The organism is Acinetobacter sp. UNC436CL71CviS28, assembly GCF_000620525.1.
Classification (GTDB): Bacteria; Pseudomonadota; Gammaproteobacteria; order Pseudomonadales; family Moraxellaceae; genus Acinetobacter; species Acinetobacter radioresistens.
Map to the genome: position 1 here is coordinate 19,179 of NZ_JIBB01000010.1, position 19,194 is coordinate 38,372.

Here is a 19,194-nt window from a genome sequence, read left to right on the forward strand (position 1 = left end):
TGATATGTACTTGGTTTCCCACTTTCTGGCGCTATTCTTGAAAAGCATTTGTCTTTGGTTTGGTTTTTCCCTATAATTGCCGCTTCGCAATTTATGCGGCTCGACTAGAAATCGAGACTCCTTGCTTCTGATACCATAATTCAGGGGCTGTTTAAACCGTAAGGAGCTGACAATGCGTCACTACGAAATCGTACTTCTGGTACACCCAGACCAAAGCGATCAAGTTGTGGGTATGGTAGAACGTTACCTGACTCACATCAAAGAAGCTGATGGTCAAATTCACCGTTTAGAAGATTGGGGCCGCCGCCAACTGGCTTACCCGATTAACAAGATTCACAAAGCGCACTACATTTTAATGAATGTTGAATGTGGTCAAACGACTCTTGATGAATTAGAAGAATTATTCCGTTATAACGACGCAATTATTCGTAATGTTATCATCCGTCGTGAAAACGCAATCACTGAAGAGTCTTTATTGGCTAAAAGTGCTGAAGAAAAACGTGCGCGTAAAGCTCAACGTGAAGAAGCACAACACAATCAAGATTCTGTTGAAGCTTAAGGAGAACATCAATGGCACGTTTTTACCGTCGTCGCAAGTTCTGCCGCTTTACAGCTGAGAACGTTGCGTACATCGACTACAAAGATATCGATACTTTAAAACAGTACATCACTGAAAACGGCAAGATTGTTCCTAGCCGTATCACTGGTACTAAGGCTCGTTATCAACGTCAATTAGCGCTTGCTATTAAACAAGCTCGTTATTTGGCTTTGATCCCTTACACTGACAACCATAAGTGAGGTGATCTGTGGACGTTATCTTATTACAACGCATTAAAAACCTAGGTAAGCTAGGCGATAAAGTTTCTGTAAAAGCAGGTTATGGCCGTAACTTTCTTATCCCTCAGGGTAAAGCTGTTGCTGCAACTGAAGCTAACACTTCTGCTTTTGAAGCTCGTCGTGCTGAACTTGAGAAACAAGAAGCTGATATTTTAGCTGCTGCTCAAGCACGCGCTGACCAACTGAATGAAGTTAATATTGTAATTACTGCGAAAGCTGGTGATGAAGGTAAACTGTTCGGTTCTATTGGTACTCGTGATATCGCTGATGCACTGACTAATGCTGGTCTTGAAGTTGACCGTGCTGAAGTTCGCCTTCCAAACGGCGCACTTCGCAACACTGGTGAATTCAACATCGCTATTCAGTTGCACCATGACGTAACTGCTGAAGTTCTGGTTACTATCGTATCCGAGTAATTCTCTGCAGTAAAAAGAGCATGCTTTGGCATGCTTTTTTTATTCTTAAATTTTTTATTGATTCTACAGTTTTATTTTTTTAATTGAATTTTCGATTTGAGCGTTTTTTTCTGCTGTTTTGCATTAAGATAAGTAACCTGAATTGAAAGTCATCTCTTCATTTTTTGTTTTATAAAAATCAGGACTTTATATGTCACAGGCAAGTGCCAAGGCCATCCTTAATCCCACACTACTGGAAAATAAAGCCACTGAAACAGCTCAGCTTAAAGAATTTCGTACGCCTCCGCATAATTTAGCGATTGAACAGGCTGTACTTGCGGCGCTGATGACTGTTGCTGAATCTTTTGAACAGGTTGGTGATGTTTTAAAAGAAAATGATTTTTATGCTACTCGCCATAAATATATTTTTAGGGCTATTGAAAAGCTTGCTCAGGAAAATTCGCCTTATGATGCAGTACTGGTCAATGACTGGCTGCTAAAACAAAATCTGATTGATGCTGTAGGCGGTGAAGAGTATTTAATGCAATTAATGGCAGATTCGCCATCTAGTTTTTATAACCTAGAAACTTACGCTGCTAAAATCAAAGAATTTGCGACTCTACGCAACATGATTAAAATCAGCACTGAAATTCTGCAAAATGCCTATGACACTAAAGGTCGCAGTGTCAGTGAGATTCTGGATCTAGCAGAAACCAATATATTTTCTATTGCCGAGCAGCATAACAACAATAAAAAAGACTCTGGACCTAAGTCGATTAGTACGGTTACGGCTGAAGTAATTACCAAGCTTGATGAACTTTCTAAACTTGAAGGAAGCCTGACAGGTTTATCTACCGGGTTCATTGAGCTTGATAATAAGACTTACGGCATGCAGTCTGGTGATCTGATTATTGTTGCAGCTCGTCCTTCAATGGGTAAAACTACTTTTGCCATGAATCTGGTCGAAAGTGTCCTATTTAACTGTAATTTGCCTGCACTGGTTTTTTCTATGGAAATGCCCGCAGACTCAATTGCTATGCGTCTGATTTCATCATACGGCAAGGTGCATCAGGGTCATTTACGTTCGGGTAAGCTCGATGGGGATGAATGGTCTAAAGTCACCGGTACTATTTTACAGTTACAAGAAAAGCATTTGTATATAGATGACTCCTCTGCCCTGCCTCCAACGGAATTACGGGCACGAGCACGCCGAATAGCTAAACAGCATGGTGGTAAACTTGGCTGTATCATGGTCGATTATTTACAACTGATGAAAGTTCCAGGCATGGGAGATAACCGTGTCGGCGAGATTTCCGAAATTTCGCGAAGCTTAAAAGCTTTAGCTAAAGAGATGCAGTGCCCGGTTATTGCCCTGTCACAGCTTAACCGTTCTTTGGAAAACAGACCTAATAAACGTCCGGTAATGTCAGACTTACGCGAATCCGGTGCAATTGAACAAGATGCCGATTTGATTATGTTTATTTATCGCGATGAAGTATATAACAAAGAATCTAAAGAAGCGGGCACGGCTGAAATTATTATTGGAAAGCAACGTAACGGTCCAATTGGCAGTGTACGTCTAGCTTTTGAAGGCCAATATACCCGTTTTAGTAATCTTTCTCCTGAATATTATAATCAGTTTGATGATGAGGAATAGATACTTAAAAATCCTTAATTTCTGTATAAGTTAAGGATTCAGCTTCACTTATTATGCTAAACCCTAGCCCTAGTGCAGCTTTCAATTTTTGTGCAATTTTAATGAGTTTAGGCATTTTCTGTTTGATAAACCTATTTAATTCTTCTTATAAATTCACAACCTACTCAAATATTTGCTGAGCTTATTATAATTAACTGCAAAATTTTTTAGACGCTGCTCTATGGGCTACTATTTACTTATACTCACCTTTTCTGACTTAAAATCTTTATCAGGCTTACCACAATCAGCTTGTACTTTAACTCAGCATTTAATCATTTCCCCTACTGTGCACATAATAGATTAACCTGTTATTTTATAAAATAAATCCATACTCACTATAAACTAATATCTTTATTACACATTATATTATGACTATAAGCTGATGTGAGTAGATTTTTACCCAAGTAATCTCTTAATATTATGTAAATTAGCACTAAATAAGTAACACTTCTGTGATTAGCCTTTAATAAATTAATTAGTATTTATGTCTATTTTTAAATGATAGGAATACAATAATAACCAATATGATCAGCTATTGATTATCTTTAAACAGATGTCTTTAAGTATATCTATTCAACTCACTAATACAGCACTCACTGTATTAGCTCAGCATTTGTAATCCCTCAAGGAGTAACCAGGGTGCGTCAAGCAACAGTTTATATTGACAGTCAGGCTCTGCAATATAATTTAAACCGTGTTAAACAACTTGCCCCAACTGCTAAAATCGTTAGTATGGTTAAAGCCAATGCTTACGGACATGGAATCAAAGACTGTCTTGCAGCCTTAAGTTCAACGGATAACTTTGGTGTTGCCTGTCTAGAAGAGGCGCTGGAAATACGTGAATTAGGTTATCAGCAACCGATTACCTTAATTGAAGGGATATTTTCTGAAGAGGAAATGGATAGCGTTATTCAGTACGGTCTTGAATGCGTTATACATCAATCAGCACAACTAGATTGGTTAAAAGCCCGTAAAGAAGAGTATATTACAAAAAATCTGAAAGTCTGGGTAAAACTGAATAGTGGTATGAACCGCTTAGGTTTTAAAGTTCCTGAGATTATCGAGATTATTAACTCCTTAAAGGCTGAAGGCTTTAGCTGTGTGCTAGCCATGCATTTTGCAAATGCTGATGCTGATCATCCCCTGAATGAACAACAAAAAACTCAATTCTTGCAAGTTAAAGAGGCTTGTGATCCTGTACTTGCCTCCTGTTGTAATTCTGCTGCAATTTTTAAGTGGCCAGAGCTAAATTTTGATTATGTTCGTCCTGGTATTATGCTTTATGGGGCTTCACCTTTTGCTGATAAGTCTGCTTATGAGCTTGACTTGAAGCCGGTGATGACATTTGATGCAGCAATCATTGCATTAAATCAGATCCAGACAGGTGAAGCGGTAGGTTATGGCTCTACTTTTGTGGCCTCTCAAGATATGCAAATTGCTATCGTATCTATTGGTTATGGTGACGGTTATCCACGTGCTTTTATAAAACCAAATTATGTCATGATTAACAATAAGCCAGCGCCAGTCATCGGAAGAGTTTCTATGGACATGATTGCGGTGGATGTAAGCGGTTTGACTGTGACTTTAGGCACACAGGTAGAGCTCTGGGGCAAACAGCGTCTGGTCGATGAAGTAGCCGAAGCTAATGGGACTATTGGCTATGAACTGCTTTGCCGGCTAAGTAACAGACCAAAGCGCATACTTAAGTAAACTAAAAACCCAAGCTCAGGCTTGGGTTTCTTGTCTTGCTTTAGTCAATATATGCAGAAAATCATTTAAATTCTGCTGGTTAAGTTTAGTCGGACTAAAATGTAAATGGCCGAGTTTTTGAAAAAACTCGCTTACTTCACTATTACGACGTACAAATTTCATTGCCCATCCATCAAAATTCTGCTCGCTGATTGGATGTACACCAAACTCTATAATTTCCTGATGGCGCTGATCTTCTTTAATTCTTTCAAACAGATCAAGCACCTGCTCACGCTCGCCTTCCAAGCACTGGAAAAAGTACTGATCTGCATAGAAAAGCACACCGTTAATACTATTAAGAGCATTAAATGATTGGGCTTCTGAAAGAATTTCTCTTAAATCCATAAGTAAATAATCAGAAGGCGAAGTGGTCTTGCTGGCATAACATAACTGTATCACTTTGTAGTCTTTATATTTATGAATTGAAATATATTATGCCACTATTTTTAAATTTTATAACCAGTAGTCATCTGTCGGTTTAGGTAAGTTTTGTAAACCTCGGCGTAAAGCATCTGACCATTGCTTGCTGATATGTTCGAAATACGGATCTTCACTATAAATACGTTTACCTAATGGTATATGTAAGCTGTCTTTACGGTAAACGAGTGAGTCTAGTGGCATTCCCACAGAGACATTTGAACGTAAGGTAGAATCAAAAGAAATCAGACTGCAACGAAATGCTTCATCCAGCGGCATATCATAAGATAATGCGCGGTCCAGAATTGGTTTACCATATTTACTTTCCCCTATCTGAAAGTAAGGAGTATCGCTTGTAGCGCAAATGAAATTTCCCTGAGGATAAATATGGTAAAGCTGCATTGCCGAACCTTTAATCTGTCCACCGACCAGTAGATTACAATAGTAGTTGCTCTCTTCATCAGGGTCAGTAGTCACATCTGCAATTACCCGTTTTAAGGTGTGTCCTATTAGCTCTGCCACTTCGAACATAGTATTGACACTATAAAGATGGGGTTTCTGGTCCAGAGCCAGATGATTTTTTAAGTGACCAATCACTGCTTGAGTAGTAGCCAGATTTCCAGAAGTCTGTATCACAATGAAACGTTCACCTTCTACACCGAAGCTGAATAATTTTTTGAATACAGAAATATGATCTACTCCTGCATTGGTTCGCGTGTCACTTATAAACACCAGCCCATCTTTTAATCGAAGTCCACAACAATAGGTCATTTCAAAAAATCCTTTCTGCTTTCAACATGAAATAGCTGATTATGAAAACAATGATTTGATCGTTATCCATTACAGTTAAGCTGATATATTTTTGCCTGTATCATTTAATACACGACACCTTTACTGTATAAAAGCTTCTTCCAAAACGATAGCATTTATTGATTAAAAAAACCTATTGTCATGTATAGCTCTCTATTTGAATTGTATAGTGAAACATTCAATACATTAAATAAAGTAACCAAATCGGACATTCTTATTTTTTTCAGATAGATTTTCTCAGACTAATTAATTGACCTCTTTAATTTATTAACTCAATTCAAACATATATTGCAATTGGTCATTGAATGCATAAAAAGCAATCAGTGTCGGATGTTCTTTTAATTCTTGCCAAGCCAGCTCTACCGCTTCCCAGCCCAAACTATGTAGCATCATTACGATGGTATCAAGATCATTAAGAGTACCTTGAATACTCTGCTTGAAACGCAGTTGTGTATCAAGGATTTCAATTTTTTGTCCTAACATAAAGAATAGGAATACATCCTGTTCTTCAGATTCAAAAATTTCGGTACAGTCTGTCACAACATCACATAAATAACTGGCATTTGAACTTGCCTGACGAATCAGCTGATTTAATTCAGCATATGCCTTGGCACTCAACAAGCCTCTTAATTCCTGAATATTATCTTTAGCAGTTTTAAATTGCTGGCTAAATGAATAGGGTTGTTCAGGGTCAAAAACCAATTCATTAAGTGAACAAGCATCATAGGCAGGTAAACAAAAAGCATGAGCAAACTCAACGGCTTCTTGATCATTTTTAAATGGTACACGACCACATAGATATTGAGTTCGTGCCAGATAGCGACCTAACCAGTAAATATTATAAGCATTCGAACTTAACAGTATCATTTAACTTTTCCTCTATCGATTCGATTGTTCAGGAGTGCAATGTGTCTACCACCCAAGTATCTTTAATACCTCCACCCTGTGAGGAATTTACTACTAAAGACCCTTTTTGCATTGCTACTCGAGTTAGCCCACCCGGTACAATTTCAGTACGTTGCGGTGAACTAAGAATAAATGGCCGAAGATCAATATGACGTTCCGCAAGCCCTTCTTCCACCAAGGTTGGTGAAACAGAAAGATCTAAAGTAGGCTGGGCAATATATAAATGAGGCTGTATACGGACTTTCTCTCGAAACTCCCTAAGTTCCTTGGCTGAAGCTTGGGGACCTATCAGCATTCCATACCCGCCTGAACCTTGAGCTTCCTTAATAACCAGTTTTGACATATTATCCATGACATATTCAAAATCCTGTAAATAACGGCACTGATAGGTAGGCACATTATTTAATATAGCTTTTTCACCCAAATAGTATTCAATCATTTGAGTAACGTATGGGTAGACAGATTTATCATCTGCTACTCCTGTACCTGGAGCATTAGCCAGTACAACGTTTTGGCTTAAATATGCAGACATCAGGCCCGGCACCCCCAAAGCGCTGTCAGGACGGAACGTCGTCGGATCCAGAAAGGCATCATCAAGCCGCCGGTAGATCACATCAATTCTCTTACGACCCCGAATAGTTTTCATATAGACTTTATTATTTTCAACATATAGATCCCTGTTTGTAACCAGCGGTACACCCATCTCTCGCGCCAGAAATGCATGTTCATAGTAGGCGCTATTGAAACGGCCAGGTGTCATAATCACAATTTGCGGATTATCTACATCAGCGCTTTCTTCTAAAATGCTTTTAAGTAAAAGTGGATAGTGACTGATCTCATAAAGCTGTTTACTGCGACATAGATCAGGCATCAGTTTTTTACTGATTTTTCGGCTTTCCAGCATATAGGATACGCCCGAAGGTGTACGCAGATTATCTTCAAGCACAAAAAAGCTTCCACTGCTATCACGTACGATATCAATACCGCTGACCTGCGAATAGACTTGGCCTTTTAAGGAGCAGTTCATCATCTGTGGTAAGAAAGCTTCATGCTGCAAGATCTGCTCTGCAGGTATCAAACCCTCTTTTAAAATATGCTGATGATGGTAAATATCATCTAAGAATAAATTAAGAGCCTTTGCACGCTGTACACAGCCTTGAGCAATCTTATCCCATTGCTGTCTGGCAATAACACGAGGAATCAAATCAAAAGGAATTGTCCGTTCTGTCCCTTCTGCATCTCCATAAACGGTAAAGGTAATTCCCTCGTAGAGAAAATATTCTTTTGCCTGTTGTTGTAGACTTAGAAGTTCAGGCAGACTGCGCATGCATAACCATTCTTCAATTTTTTTAGATGCTTCACCGCTAATATTTTGGTCATCCAGCATTTCATTAAAAAATTTTGATTTGAGCTGGTCAAATAAATAAGCTGTTGGAGGCATGTTATGACTACATTGTTGTTTGAATTTGTCTTCGCTATTAGCTACTACAATCTTTTTATTTTTATTAAAATGTTCGATACATGTGTCGTTATAACTTTCGATCATTAAACTCGTTTCACATTCATCTTTTAACATTGGATGATCCCTTTAAGTTATATCTTTTACTTTTAGCAAATTGGATGCCAGTTTTTGTCATCTTGGAGCTTATTTATTGCTGAAACCTTGTTATTTCTCAATGATATTAATGCAGCAACTTGTTTCGAGATATGTGTACGTATTTTTTCTGTTAAGCTATTGCTAATACTTGCAACTTTTTTTATTGTGATATTGCCAAGTATTCTTTAATTCTTTTAACTCATTCAACTTTTCCAGCTTTATAGTGATTATGACCTCACAAGAAAAAGAAACCTCTAATAGTCTGTATCGTCAGTGGCAAATCCTTTCCCGCCTGTCTACGGGCAAATGGATGGGCACGCGAGAACTTCAAGAGATTCTTGAGCGTGAAGGTATTGATATCAGCTTGAGAACGATCCAGCGGGACTTGAACCAGATTTCGCAACGCTTCCCGATTGAAAGTAATAAAACCGTGCCTCAGGGCTGGCGTTGGCGCTCAGATGCGCCTATTCAGAGCTTGCCGCATATGACCAGCTCTCAGGCTGTAACTTTTATGATGGTAGAAGAACACCTTAAACATCTGTTGCCACCCAGTTTAATTGAAGAAATGAACCCATGGTTTGATCTGGCCCGGCGCAGCCTTTCTACCCAAAACAATGTGCGGCAATGGATTAACCGGGTCCGGATTGTTCCTGCGACCCAGCCGCTTATTCCACCTGTAGTAGACCGGCAGGCACAACAGGCAATTTATGAAGGGTTATTGCAAGATAAACAGATAGAATGTGTTTATCGAGCACGTGGGCATCATTCGGAAGAAAAAACCTATATTTTAAATCCATTAGGGCTGGTACAAAAAGGTGCCATCATTTATCTGATCTGTACCCGTCATGATAAAAATGAAGTACAGACCTTTGCTCTTCATCGTTTTAAATCTGCCATAGTACTCAACTCAAGATCATTACATCCCGTAGATTTTGATATTGATGTCTATATCGAGTCAGGCGCTTTAGGCTTTCGTGTAGATTATAACAAGCCCACTGAAACAGTTGAGCTGAAACTGGTAATGTCAGAAAGTACCGCTCAAAGTTTTTACGAAAGTCAGCTCAGTAAAGATCAGACCATTAGTATACTTGAGGAGCATGTGGTTGAAATTAGTGCTCATGTGCCCTTTACATCACAATTGGTTTGGTGGTTAAGAAGTTTTGGTAAAAAGCTATTACGTATAGAACCTGCACAGGTCGCTGCTGCGGTGTATGAAACCGAAGAATAAAAAAAGAGAGCTATTTGTAGCTCTCTGAGACTTTTTATTATCATTTTAAATAACAGAAAAAATATTATTCTTTTAAACCAGATTAAGGCCAGTTTTACATACGCTATAGCCATATAAACTTGAAAACCCGTTTTTTATACTATCTAAATCAGCTATTAACATCGGCAAGCCAGCATGTCAGTATTAAAGCGTATACGGCGTATTGTCATAAAATAACTCTCCTCTATTTGGGTGTAAGAGTACTTTAACAATTCAATATAGGAACTGTGAAATAAATAGATTAGCTAAGTTTTCTAAATTTTTATCTTAATATTTATTTTGAAAATATTTACGGAAATACATATATAAAGAAGCCTGCATTAAGCAGGCTTTTTTTCAGTTAAGCTGTCTTTTTTATCTGGGCATTTTTACGGATCGTAATCATAATCAGTTGTACTGCTGCCGGTGTTACACCAGGAATACGGCTGGCTTGTGCCAAGGTTTCAGGCAATACAGTTTTTAATTTCTGGGTAATTTCACGCGAAAGACCAGACACTACATCATAATTAAAATCAGCCGGAATCCGGGTTTCTTCCAGACGTTTCATCTGTGCAACATCTTCATGCTGGCGATTGATATAGCCCGCGTATTTTACAGCAATCTCAATCTGATCACCCACCTGCTGAGTAACCTCAGAGTCTGTAAGTTCAGCAATTTGCTCAAAAGTTACATTCGGACGTTTTAACAGGTCAATTGCACTAGATTCCTTACTTAAATCCTGCCCTGTCATCTCAACGAATTTTTTACCCATCGGATTATTAGGCGCCGCCCACAAGTGCTGCAAACGGGACGTTTCACGCTCAACAGCTTCCATTTTTTCACAGTATGCCGCCCAACGCACGTCATCGACGAGACCCATTTCACGACCTACTGGGGTCAGACGCTGGTCAGCATTATCTTCACGCAACATCAGACGATATTCCGCCCGTGAGGTAAACATACGGTATGGCTCTTTAGTTCCTAAAGTAATGAGATCATCCACCAAGACTCCCATATACGCCTGATCACGTTTAGGCGTCCACTCTTCCTGCTCCCAGGCACGACGTGCAGCATTCAGACCTGCAAGCAAACCTTGTGCACCTGCTTCTTCATAGCCAGTCGTACCATTAATCTGTCCGGCAAAATACAGGTTACTAATAGCTTTGGTTTCTAAAGTAAATTTTAAGGCTTGCGGATTAAAATAATCATATTCAATGGCGTAGCCCGGACGCAGAATGTGGGCATTTTCCATACCGCGAATTGAACGGACCAGCTCAAATTGCACATCAAATGGTAAAGAGGTTGAAATTCCATTAGGATACAGCTCATGAGTATCCAAGCCCTCTGGCTCCAGAAACACCTGATGCGAATCTTTATCGGCAAAACGGTGTATCTTGTCTTCAATAGACGGACAATAACGCGGTCCTACCCCTTCAATCACACCAGTATACATTGGTGAACGGTCAAGTCCGCCACGAATGATCTCATGAGTCTTCTCGTTAGTATGGGTAATATAACAGTTTACCTGTTCAGGATGCATGGATGCATCACCCATGAAAGACATGGTTGGAGAAGGAAAATCACCCGGCTGTGGTGTCATGACAGAAAAATCAACCGAACGCGCATCAATACGTGGCGGTGTACCTGTTTTCAGACGACCTACTGGCAATTTTAATTCACGTAAACGATGTGCTAGAGAAATTGACGGTGGATCACCTGCCCGACCACCACTTGATTTTTCCAGACCAACATGAATGACACCACCCAAAAAAGTACCTGTTGTTAACACGACTGTCTTGGTATCAAAGCGGATACCCATTTGCGTTACGACACCTTTAACAGTATCGCCTTCTACAATCAGGTCCTCAGCAGCCTGTTGGAAGATATCCAGATTTGCCTGATTCTCCAGAACATTACGGATAGCTGCTTTATAAAGAATCCGGTCTGCCTGTGCACGGGTTGCTCGTACTGCAGCACCTTTACGCGAATTCAGAATACGGAACTGTATACCACCTTTATCTGCTGCCAGTGCCATTGCACCGCCCAAGGCATCAATTTCACGCACCAGATGTGACTTACCAATACCACCAATAGCCGGATTACAGCTCATTTGCCCCAAAGTCTCAATGTTATGAGTCAAGAGCAAGGTCTGTCGACCCATACGTGCAGCAGCGAGCGCCGCTTCCGTACCCGCGTGACCGCCACCGATAACAATGACATCGTATACTTTAGGATAATGCATAGTGGTAAATATAAGTCTAAAAAAGGGGACAGAATATTATAGCAGAAATTTTATTTTGACGTAGTGAGTAGAAGATTTTTCCTTAGTTCCTCTATTTTCATTCTACCTCGCTTATTTTTAAAAAATGTAATTAAGATTTGCATATTTACCTCAAAAGTACACAAGAATTTATGAAAACTTACCAGATCAAAATTGTTTTATTCTGATTATTTTTTATCCTTAAGTTTGATTATACTAAGAAGGAAACATGCCATGAAAACCAAAATATTGTTATCTAGTATCCTGTGCGGTTTATGTGTCAGCTCTTTTGCAAACGCAAATGATAAAGTTGACCGAGTCTATAATCCTCAAAAATATCAGCAAGTCTGTAAGGGCAAAAGCCAAGGCACTTGGGTAAGTTTTGCTTATCGTGGCATTATCTGGAATGGTACTTGTGAACCACGGTTCTTCCCTACAGGCAATCCTAGTTCCCTCATAGGTGACGAACCAGAACTTTATAATGCTTGTACAACTGCAAGTGGTACAGCTACAGCAACAATTAATGGTAAACAAATGAGTGGTAAATGTGCTTTAGGCTTTACTCCGCCACACCCACGTTAATTTGGTCTATAAATTCAGCCTTTAGCATATTAAATGTAAAGGCTGTTTCTAGTTAAACGGTCAAAAGCTTTTGCTCATTGACCGTTTTTCATTTGTATTTCTCGTAAACTTCGCTAAACTGAATAAAAATTAGATTTATAACATTAACAATAAAAAAGGAATAACAATGGATTCAGGATTGATTACCATATTTTTGCCTATTGCTCTGGCAATTATCATGGCCGGGCTTGGTCTCGAACTCACCCCTAAAGATTTTACCCGTATTAAAAAACACCCAAAAGCTGTAGTTTTAGCATTATTCTGTCAACTTTTTATTCTAGTAGGTATTGCATTTTTTATTTGCAAAATATTGGCATTATCGCCTGCATTAGCGGTAGGCTTGATGTTACTTGCGGCTTCCCCTGGCGGGCCAACAGCAAACTTGTTCAGCTACCTTTATAAGGGAGATATTGCCCTAAATATTACCTTGACTGCGATTAACTCAGTCGTTGCAGCGTTTAGCTTACCCTTTATTGTAAATCTGGCTATTCAGCATTTTATGACTGATGGCCAACAGGTGGGTTTACAGTTTTCCAAAGTGGCTCAAGTTTTTTTAATTATTATTGTTCCGGTCTGTTTAGGCATGTTATTGAGACATTTTTCTCCTCGCATTGCCGAGAAACTTAATCGTCCAGTACGTATATTTGCAGTTATATTTCTTGTTCTGATTATTATTGTGGCGGTGTTTAAAGAGCGTAATAACATTCTTGACTATCTCATGCAAATTGGTGCAGCAACTGCCCTGTTCTGTTTTGCAAGTCTGTTAATTGGTTATTTTATACCGCGCCTCTTTGGGATTAACAGTGCGCAAGCTCGAGCCTGTGCTTTTGAAATTGGCATTCATAACAGCACGCTTGCTATGACCATTGCCTTAACGATTATGTCAAGTACAACCATTGCCATGCCAGCAGTTGTTTATTCACTAATTATGTATATTTTTGCTGCGATCTTTGGCACCTTACTTAATCGTTATTCACCTCAACCTCAATTACAAGAGGAGTTAGCCTGATCAGGGCACTATACATCCCAGACGCAGCTCAGCTTTTTTAACTTTTACCAGAGTTTAACTAGGCTTTAGTCATGAATCGGCTACAATAGTCTTTTAATAAACATAGATTGGGTTATTTCTTGTGAAGTGGTTACAAATTCATATTACTGTTAATCAAGACCAGGTTGATTTGACTGAAACATTGCTGATGTCATTAGGGGCAGTCAGCGTGACCTTAGATGATGCAGAAAACCAAGACCTGCTTGAGCCGCTTCCAGGCGAAACCCCGCTATGGAATAAAGTTATTGTCACAGGTATCTATCAGGATGATGAAAATGATCCGATTGATACAGAAAAGCTTGAAGCCTTTATTCATGCCCAGTTACCTGAAGCATCTATTTGCAGTGAAGAGCTTGAAGACCAAGTCTGGGAACGCTCATGGATGGATTATTATGAGCCCATTCAGATTGGTGAAAAATTCTGGATCGTGCCTGAATGGTTAGAGCCGCCAGAAACCGGTGCAGTCAATATTAAGCTTGATCCAGGCTTGGCTTTTGGTACAGGGAATCATGCAAGTACTTTCTTGTGTCTGCAATGGCTCGGTAAGACAGATCTTAAAGATAAAGTTGTGATCGACTATGGCTGTGGCTCCGGAATTTTAGGTGTCGCTGCCTTACTGTTAGGGGCGAAACAGGTTTACGCTACTGATATTGATCCACAAGCTGTACTGGCTACCCAGCAGAATGCCGAGCTAAATGGCGTACTAGAACGATTATATGTGGGATTACCCGAGGAATTTAATACTGTTTTTAAAGGTCAGCAAGCCGATGTACTTGTTGCAAACATTCTTGCCGGTCCTCTTATGGCATTAGCTTCTGAGTTCTCAACATTGATCAAGTCCGAAGGTGAGTTTGCACTGGCAGGCGTGATTGAAGAACAGGTAAATGATGTATCTGGCGTTTATTCAGAATACTTCGATATTCTGGACGTAGAGAAACGTGAAGAAAACTGGTGCCGTATTTCAGGAAAACGTCAGCAGTACTAATAATAGAGAGCACTTAATGATGAGTGACAAACAGACCCGCTGCCCCAAGTGTACTACTATCTATAAGGTAACATTAACCCAGCTTACAATTGCTCAGGGTATGGTCTGTTGTCCTAAATGTTCTATCAATTTTAATGCGCTAACTCATCTGGTTCAGCCTGCTGTTTCCTCTGAAACACGGGGCTCTGCAATAAAGAAAAGTACTTTACCTACCCATATTGGAGAACGTAAAAAAATTGGTTCAGAGCCCAGTGCAAATATTCTTGATATTTTTGAACGCAAGATTGAGAACTCAAATATTGACCTGCTGACTTATCTGAACAATCTGAATTATTTTCATAATGAAAGCACGTTATCACTTCCAGCCCTGCATCTTTCAGGGGGCAATGCACTTAAAGAAGCTCCCCACCCTAGAAGTACAAGATTTTATTATCTGCTCTGGGGTAGTATCAATGTATTGTTGGCTATGGTGCTTATATTACAGGTACTCTGGTTTAACCCTAAAATAATCAATGATAGTCCCTTCTTTAACCTGTTATTTAAACAGGTGTGTACCGTACTGACTTGTGAAAAACTGGAAGATTATTATTCTCAGGTTAAAATTGATAAAGTTAAAGTTAATCGTGCCGGTAAAGGACAAACAGTTTTTTCTGGTGTAATAGTGAATGAATATGAAAATAGTCTTCAAATACCAAGTATCAAGCTTAGCCTTAATAAGCATAATGCAGAGATTCTTAATACAGTAATACTCCCTGAACAGTATCTCACGAATGATTTATATAAAGTTCGCCGTATACCAACGCATAGTCCATTTAAGTTCAAATTTACGGTTCCAGTGGACTGCAAAGACTTTGATGACTACCATTTAGAAATAATCCGTCCATAATTGTAAAAAAATTAAAAAAAATTGCAGTTAATTTGCTCACTTTTTCTTAGACAATGTTATCATACGCGCCACGAAAGCTTAGCCTTACATACTTCTCGCTTTTATCCACAACAAATACAGTTAAGCAATATGTGCTTTATATAAATTTAGCGCATGGAGCCGATTTTTTGTTTTGAAAAGTAACTGTAACAAAACTTCAACTATTGTTACGCTTATTTTTTGCTCAATTTTGAGAAGTTGTGGCAAGCTAGTTGTTTCCAGTTTTAGAGCTCCGTTTTTAGGATCTAAGACGGAGCTTCATTTTTCTAGACCATATTTATCGCTTTACCCAAGTGATATTTGATTTTCGGATTAACTCGCATGAATAGCAAATCTCCTATTTTTACTGCACAATCTGATGTTGCACTTCGCATCCATGTAGATCGCGCGGTTCGCCATTACTTTGCGTCTTTGCAAGGTGAGCAACCATCTCAGGTATATGACATGGTGCTGGCAGAAATGGAGAAACCTCTTTTATCTGTAGTTCTAGAATATACTCGCGGTAACCAGACACGGGCCGCCGAGATTCTTGGACTGAACCGTGGTACTTTACGTAAAAAGTTGAAAGCTCACGGTTTGATGAGTGAATAAATGATAAAATGCTCACGCTTCGTGGGCATTTTTTATGCCTATTTGTTTTAATCTGTAGACTTAAAAATCATGACTATTAAACGCGCTTTAATCTCTGTTTCTGATAAGACGGGCATCGTAGATTTTGCTCAAAACCTTGTTGCATTAGGAGTGGAGATCCTTTCAACTGGTGGTACTTACAAACTACTTAAAGACAATAATATTGCTGTGGTTGAAGTATCAGAGCATACCGGTTTTCCAGAAATGATGGATGGCCGTGTTAAAACCCTGCATCCAAAAATTCATGGGGGTATTCTTGCACGTCGTGGTCTAGACGAAGCTGTTATGCAAGAACACAATATTGCTCCGATTGATCTGGTCGTTGTTAACCTGTACCCATTTGCTGCTACTGTTGCAAAACCTGACTGTTCACTGGCAGATGCAATTGAGAACATCGACATCGGTGGCCCTACCATGGTTCGTGCTGCGGCAAAAAATCATGCCTCTGTAGGTATTGTAGTAAATGCTTCTGATTATGCAACTGTGATTGCTGAGCTTAAAGCTGAAGGGTCCCTATCTTATGCAACCCGTTTTGACCTGGCAGTGAAAGCATTTGAACATACTGCACAATACGACGGTATGATTGCATCTTACTTAGGCGCTCGTGTCGGTAAAGAAGAAGGCCAAGCAGATAAATTCCCACGTACGTTCAATACTCAGTTAAATAAAGCTCAAGATTTACGTTACGGTGAAAACCCGCATCAATCTGCTGCATTCTATATAGATCCAGCAGCAACCGAAGCTTCTGTTGCCACTGCAAAACAATTACAAGGTAAAGAATTATCTTATAATAATATTGCTGATACTGATGCAGCACTTGAATGTGTGAAATCATTTGCCAAACCTGCTTGCGTGATTGTAAAACACGCGAATCCATGTGGCGTTGCAGTTTCTCTAGACGGTATCAAAGCAGCGTATGACCTTGCATACGCAACGGATCCAGAATCTGCATTCGGTGGCATCATTGCATTCAACCGTCAATTAGACGTCGAAACTGCACAGGCGATTGTTGACCGTCAATTCGTTGAAGTGATCATTGCACCAAGTATTGCTGAAGGCGTGCTTGAAGTCACTGGTGCGAAGAAAAATGTACGTGTACTGGTTTGTGGCGAGCTTCCTGCGATTGATGAACGTGCTCCACAGCTTGACTATAAACGTGTAAATGGCGGTTTGCTGGTTCAAGATCAAGACTTGGGCATGATCACTAAAGATGATCTTAAAGTTGTGACGAAACGTGCACCAACTGAACAGGAAATCGATGATCTGATTTTTGCCTGGAAAGTGGCGAAATACGTAAAATCTAACGCGATTGTGTATGCTAAAAACCGCCAAACGATTGGTGTGGGCGCAGGTCAAATGAGCCGTGTTAACTCAGCTCGTATTGCTGCAATCAAAGCGGAACATGCAGGACTTATAGTTGAAGGTGCAGTCATGGCATCAGATGCATTTTTCCCGTTCCGCGATGGTATCGACAATGCTGCCAAAGCAGGTATCAAATGCATTATTCAGCCAGGCGGTTCAATGCGTGATGAAGAAACGATTGCTGCTGCGGATGAACATGGAATTGCCATGGTCTTTACTGGCATGCGTCATTTCCGCCACTAATTTTTAAGTATAAATTCCAGACCCTTCTTTTCACAAGGAGGGTTTGCTACATCAGTAGATTATTTAATATCTTGCTATAAGATATTAAATAATTTTGAACCTCATTGGGTTTGTGGAATTTCATTTTCGAGGGAATTTTCTAAAGATGAACATTTTAGTTTTGGGTAGTGGCGGCCGTGAACATGCATTGGCGTGGAAAATCGCACAAGATGATCAAGTTGCAAAAGTTTTTGTAGCGCCAGGTAATGCAGGTACTGCAACTGAAAATAAATGTGAAAATGTCGCTTTAGACATTCTCGACAACCCTACCATTATTGATTTTGCCAAAAACAATGCGGTTGAATTGATTGTTGTCGGTCCTGAAGCACCACTTGTAAACGGCGTAGTCGATGCTTGCCGCGCTGCAGGTATCAAAATTTGGGGTCCAACGAAATTTGCAGCACAACTAGAAGGCTCTAAAGCATTCGCAAAACACTTCCTTAAACGCCACAACATCCCTACTGCTTTCTATGACGTGTTCACTGAAGTAGATGCTGCCAAAGCATTTGTTGAGAAAAATGGCGCGCCAATTGTGATCAAGGCTGACGGCCTTGCTGCAGGTAAAGGCGTAATCGTTGCGATGACCAATGAAGAAGCATTTGCTGCGATTGACGACATGCTTGCTGGTAACAAATTTGGTGATGCGGGTTCTCGTGTTGTGATCGAAGAATTCCTTTCGGGTGAAGAAGCATCTTTCATTTGTATGATCGATGGTGACAACATCTTGCCAATGGCCACTTCACAGGATCACAAACGCATTTTTGAAGGAGACCAAGGTCCTAACACTGGTGGTATGGGTGCTTACTCTCCTGCGCCTGTGGTGACTGCTGACGTATTTGAAAAAACTATGAATGAAGTGATGCGTCCTACCGTTGAAGGTATGAAAAAAGACGGTCATGTTTATACAGGTTTCTTATATGCAGGCTTAATGATTGATGAACAAGGTCAACCGAAAGTAATCGAGTTTAACTGTCGTTTTGGCGACCCTGAAACGCAACCAATTATGATGCGTTTAAAATCATCTTTGGTAGATTTAGTTCAAGCAGGTATTGAAGGTAATTTGCCTTCAGAAGCTGAATGGGATGAGCGTAAAACGGTTGGTATCGTTTTAGCGTCTAAAGGCTACCCAGAGACCTCAAGCAGTGGTGATGTGATTTCTGGTCTAAACACTGAAATGACGGATGCCAAAGTATTCCATGCAGGAACCAAAGCCAATGAAAATGGCGAGATTGTGACGGCGGGTGGTCGTGTACTCTGTGTGACTGCCCTTGGCAATACTATTGGTGAAGCGCAAGCGAAAGCATTAGAGTTTTGTGAAAAAGTAACGTTTGATGGCGTTCAATACCGTAAAGATATTGGGTATCGTGCAATTGCACGCGAACAGAGCTAATTTTTTATCAATAAATTAAGCTCGCTAATGGCGGGCTT

General features: G+C 39.9%; 18 protein-coding genes. 13 read left to right on the plus strand and 5 right to left on the minus strand.

Annotated features, from left to right (window positions below; translation table 11 throughout):
• Positions 1-172 precede the first annotated feature (172 nt).
• From rpsF to alr, 5 genes are all read left to right on the plus strand, one after another.
• Positions 173-559, plus strand: a complete 387-nt coding sequence (gene rpsF, locus N518_RS0105200) for a 30S ribosomal protein S6 (protein WP_005014834.1) — start codon at positions 173-175, stop codon at positions 557-559.
• A gap of 11 nt (positions 560-570) precedes the next feature.
• Positions 571-798, plus strand: coding sequence for a 30S ribosomal protein S18 (gene rpsR, locus N518_RS0105205; RefSeq protein ID WP_004928375.1), 228 nt, complete (start codon positions 571-573; stop codon positions 796-798).
• Between the two features lie 8 nt (positions 799-806).
• Positions 807-1,253 carry a 50S ribosomal protein L9 gene (gene rplI, locus N518_RS0105210; RefSeq protein ID WP_005014836.1) on the plus strand — a complete coding sequence of 149 codons (447 nt, stop codon included), beginning with the start codon at positions 807-809 and terminating at the stop codon, positions 1,251-1,253.
• 190 nt (positions 1,254-1,443) lie between these two features.
• Positions 1,444-2,889, plus strand: a complete 1,446-nt coding sequence (gene dnaB / locus N518_RS0105215) for a replicative DNA helicase (protein ID WP_005014838.1) — start codon at positions 1,444-1,446, stop codon at positions 2,887-2,889.
• A gap of 678 nt (positions 2,890-3,567) precedes the next feature.
• Positions 3,568-4,638 carry an alanine racemase gene (gene alr / locus N518_RS0105220; protein WP_026444033.1) on the plus strand — a complete coding sequence of 357 codons (1,071 nt, stop codon included), beginning with the start codon at positions 3,568-3,570 and terminating at the stop codon, positions 4,636-4,638.
• 15 nt (positions 4,639-4,653) lie between these two features.
• Here alr and N518_RS0105225 read toward each other — a convergent pair whose 3' ends face one another.
• From N518_RS0105225 to N518_RS0105240, 4 genes are all read right to left on the minus strand, one after another.
• Positions 4,654-5,076 (minus strand): BLUF domain-containing protein, encoded by a 423-nt coding sequence (locus tag N518_RS0105225; protein WP_005404197.1) that lies wholly within the window; start codon positions 5,074-5,076, stop codon positions 4,654-4,656.
• Between the two features lie 54 nt (positions 5,077-5,130).
• On the minus strand, positions 5,131-5,865 hold the full coding sequence (locus N518_RS0105230) for a proteasome-type protease (RefSeq protein WP_005014845.1): 735 nt from the start codon (positions 5,863-5,865) through the stop codon (positions 5,131-5,133).
• A gap of 306 nt (positions 5,866-6,171) precedes the next feature.
• Entirely contained in the window at positions 6,172-6,771 is a 600-nt protein-coding gene (locus tag N518_RS0105235; RefSeq protein ID WP_005014846.1) for an alpha-E domain-containing protein, read from the minus strand.
• A gap of 28 nt (positions 6,772-6,799) precedes the next feature.
• The gene (locus N518_RS0105240; RefSeq protein ID WP_005014847.1) at positions 6,800-8,386 is read right to left on the minus strand and encodes a circularly permuted type 2 ATP-grasp protein; all 1,587 of its coding nucleotides are present in this window, start codon (positions 8,384-8,386) and stop codon (positions 6,800-6,802) included.
• A 250-nt stretch (positions 8,387-8,636) separates the two neighbouring features.
• On the opposite strand from N518_RS0105240, the gene N518_RS17305 reads away from it, so the two are divergent.
• Entirely contained in the window at positions 8,637-9,635 is a 999-nt protein-coding gene (locus N518_RS17305) for a helix-turn-helix transcriptional regulator (RefSeq protein ID WP_005014848.1), read from the plus strand.
• A 379-nt stretch (positions 9,636-10,014) separates the two neighbouring features.
• Here N518_RS17305 and mnmG read toward each other — a convergent pair whose 3' ends face one another.
• The gene (mnmG, locus tag N518_RS0105250) at positions 10,015-11,895 is read right to left on the minus strand and encodes a tRNA uridine-5-carboxymethylaminomethyl(34) synthesis enzyme MnmG (RefSeq protein ID WP_026444034.1); all 1,881 of its coding nucleotides are present in this window, start codon (positions 11,893-11,895) and stop codon (positions 10,015-10,017) included.
• Positions 11,896-12,147: 252 nt separating this feature from the next.
• Here mnmG and N518_RS0105255 point away from each other — a divergent pair, with 252 nt between their 5' ends.
• The 7 genes from N518_RS0105255 (at position 12,148) to purD (ending at position 19,156) form a co-directional block, all read left to right on the plus strand.
• The gene (locus N518_RS0105255; protein ID WP_005014853.1) at positions 12,148-12,495 is read left to right on the plus strand and encodes a hypothetical protein; all 348 of its coding nucleotides are present in this window, start codon (positions 12,148-12,150) and stop codon (positions 12,493-12,495) included.
• A 166-nt stretch (positions 12,496-12,661) separates the two neighbouring features.
• Positions 12,662-13,543 (plus strand): bile acid:sodium symporter family protein, encoded by an 882-nt coding sequence (locus N518_RS0105260; protein WP_005405103.1) that lies wholly within the window; start codon positions 12,662-12,664, stop codon positions 13,541-13,543.
• 121 nt (positions 13,544-13,664) lie between these two features.
• Positions 13,665-14,567 carry a 50S ribosomal protein L11 methyltransferase gene (gene prmA / locus N518_RS0105265; protein ID WP_005014855.1) on the plus strand — a complete coding sequence of 301 codons (903 nt, stop codon included), beginning with the start codon at positions 13,665-13,667 and terminating at the stop codon, positions 14,565-14,567.
• A gap of 16 nt (positions 14,568-14,583) precedes the next feature.
• Positions 14,584-15,453, plus strand: coding sequence for a DUF3426 domain-containing protein (locus N518_RS0105270; RefSeq protein WP_005014863.1), 870 nt, complete (start codon positions 14,584-14,586; stop codon positions 15,451-15,453).
• 360 nt (positions 15,454-15,813) lie between these two features.
• The gene (gene fis / locus N518_RS0105275) at positions 15,814-16,083 is read left to right on the plus strand and encodes a DNA-binding transcriptional regulator Fis (protein ID WP_005014868.1); all 270 of its coding nucleotides are present in this window, start codon (positions 15,814-15,816) and stop codon (positions 16,081-16,083) included.
• Positions 16,084-16,152: 69 nt separating this feature from the next.
• On the plus strand, positions 16,153-17,727 hold the full coding sequence (purH, locus tag N518_RS0105280) for a bifunctional phosphoribosylaminoimidazolecarboxamide formyltransferase/IMP cyclohydrolase (protein ID WP_005405101.1): 1,575 nt from the start codon (positions 16,153-16,155) through the stop codon (positions 17,725-17,727).
• 145 nt (positions 17,728-17,872) lie between these two features.
• Complete coding sequence (purD, locus tag N518_RS0105285) at positions 17,873-19,156, plus strand: phosphoribosylamine--glycine ligase (RefSeq protein ID WP_005025432.1); 1,284 nt, start codon at positions 17,873-17,875, stop codon at positions 19,154-19,156.
• The last annotated feature ends 38 nt before the right edge of the window (positions 19,157-19,194 follow it).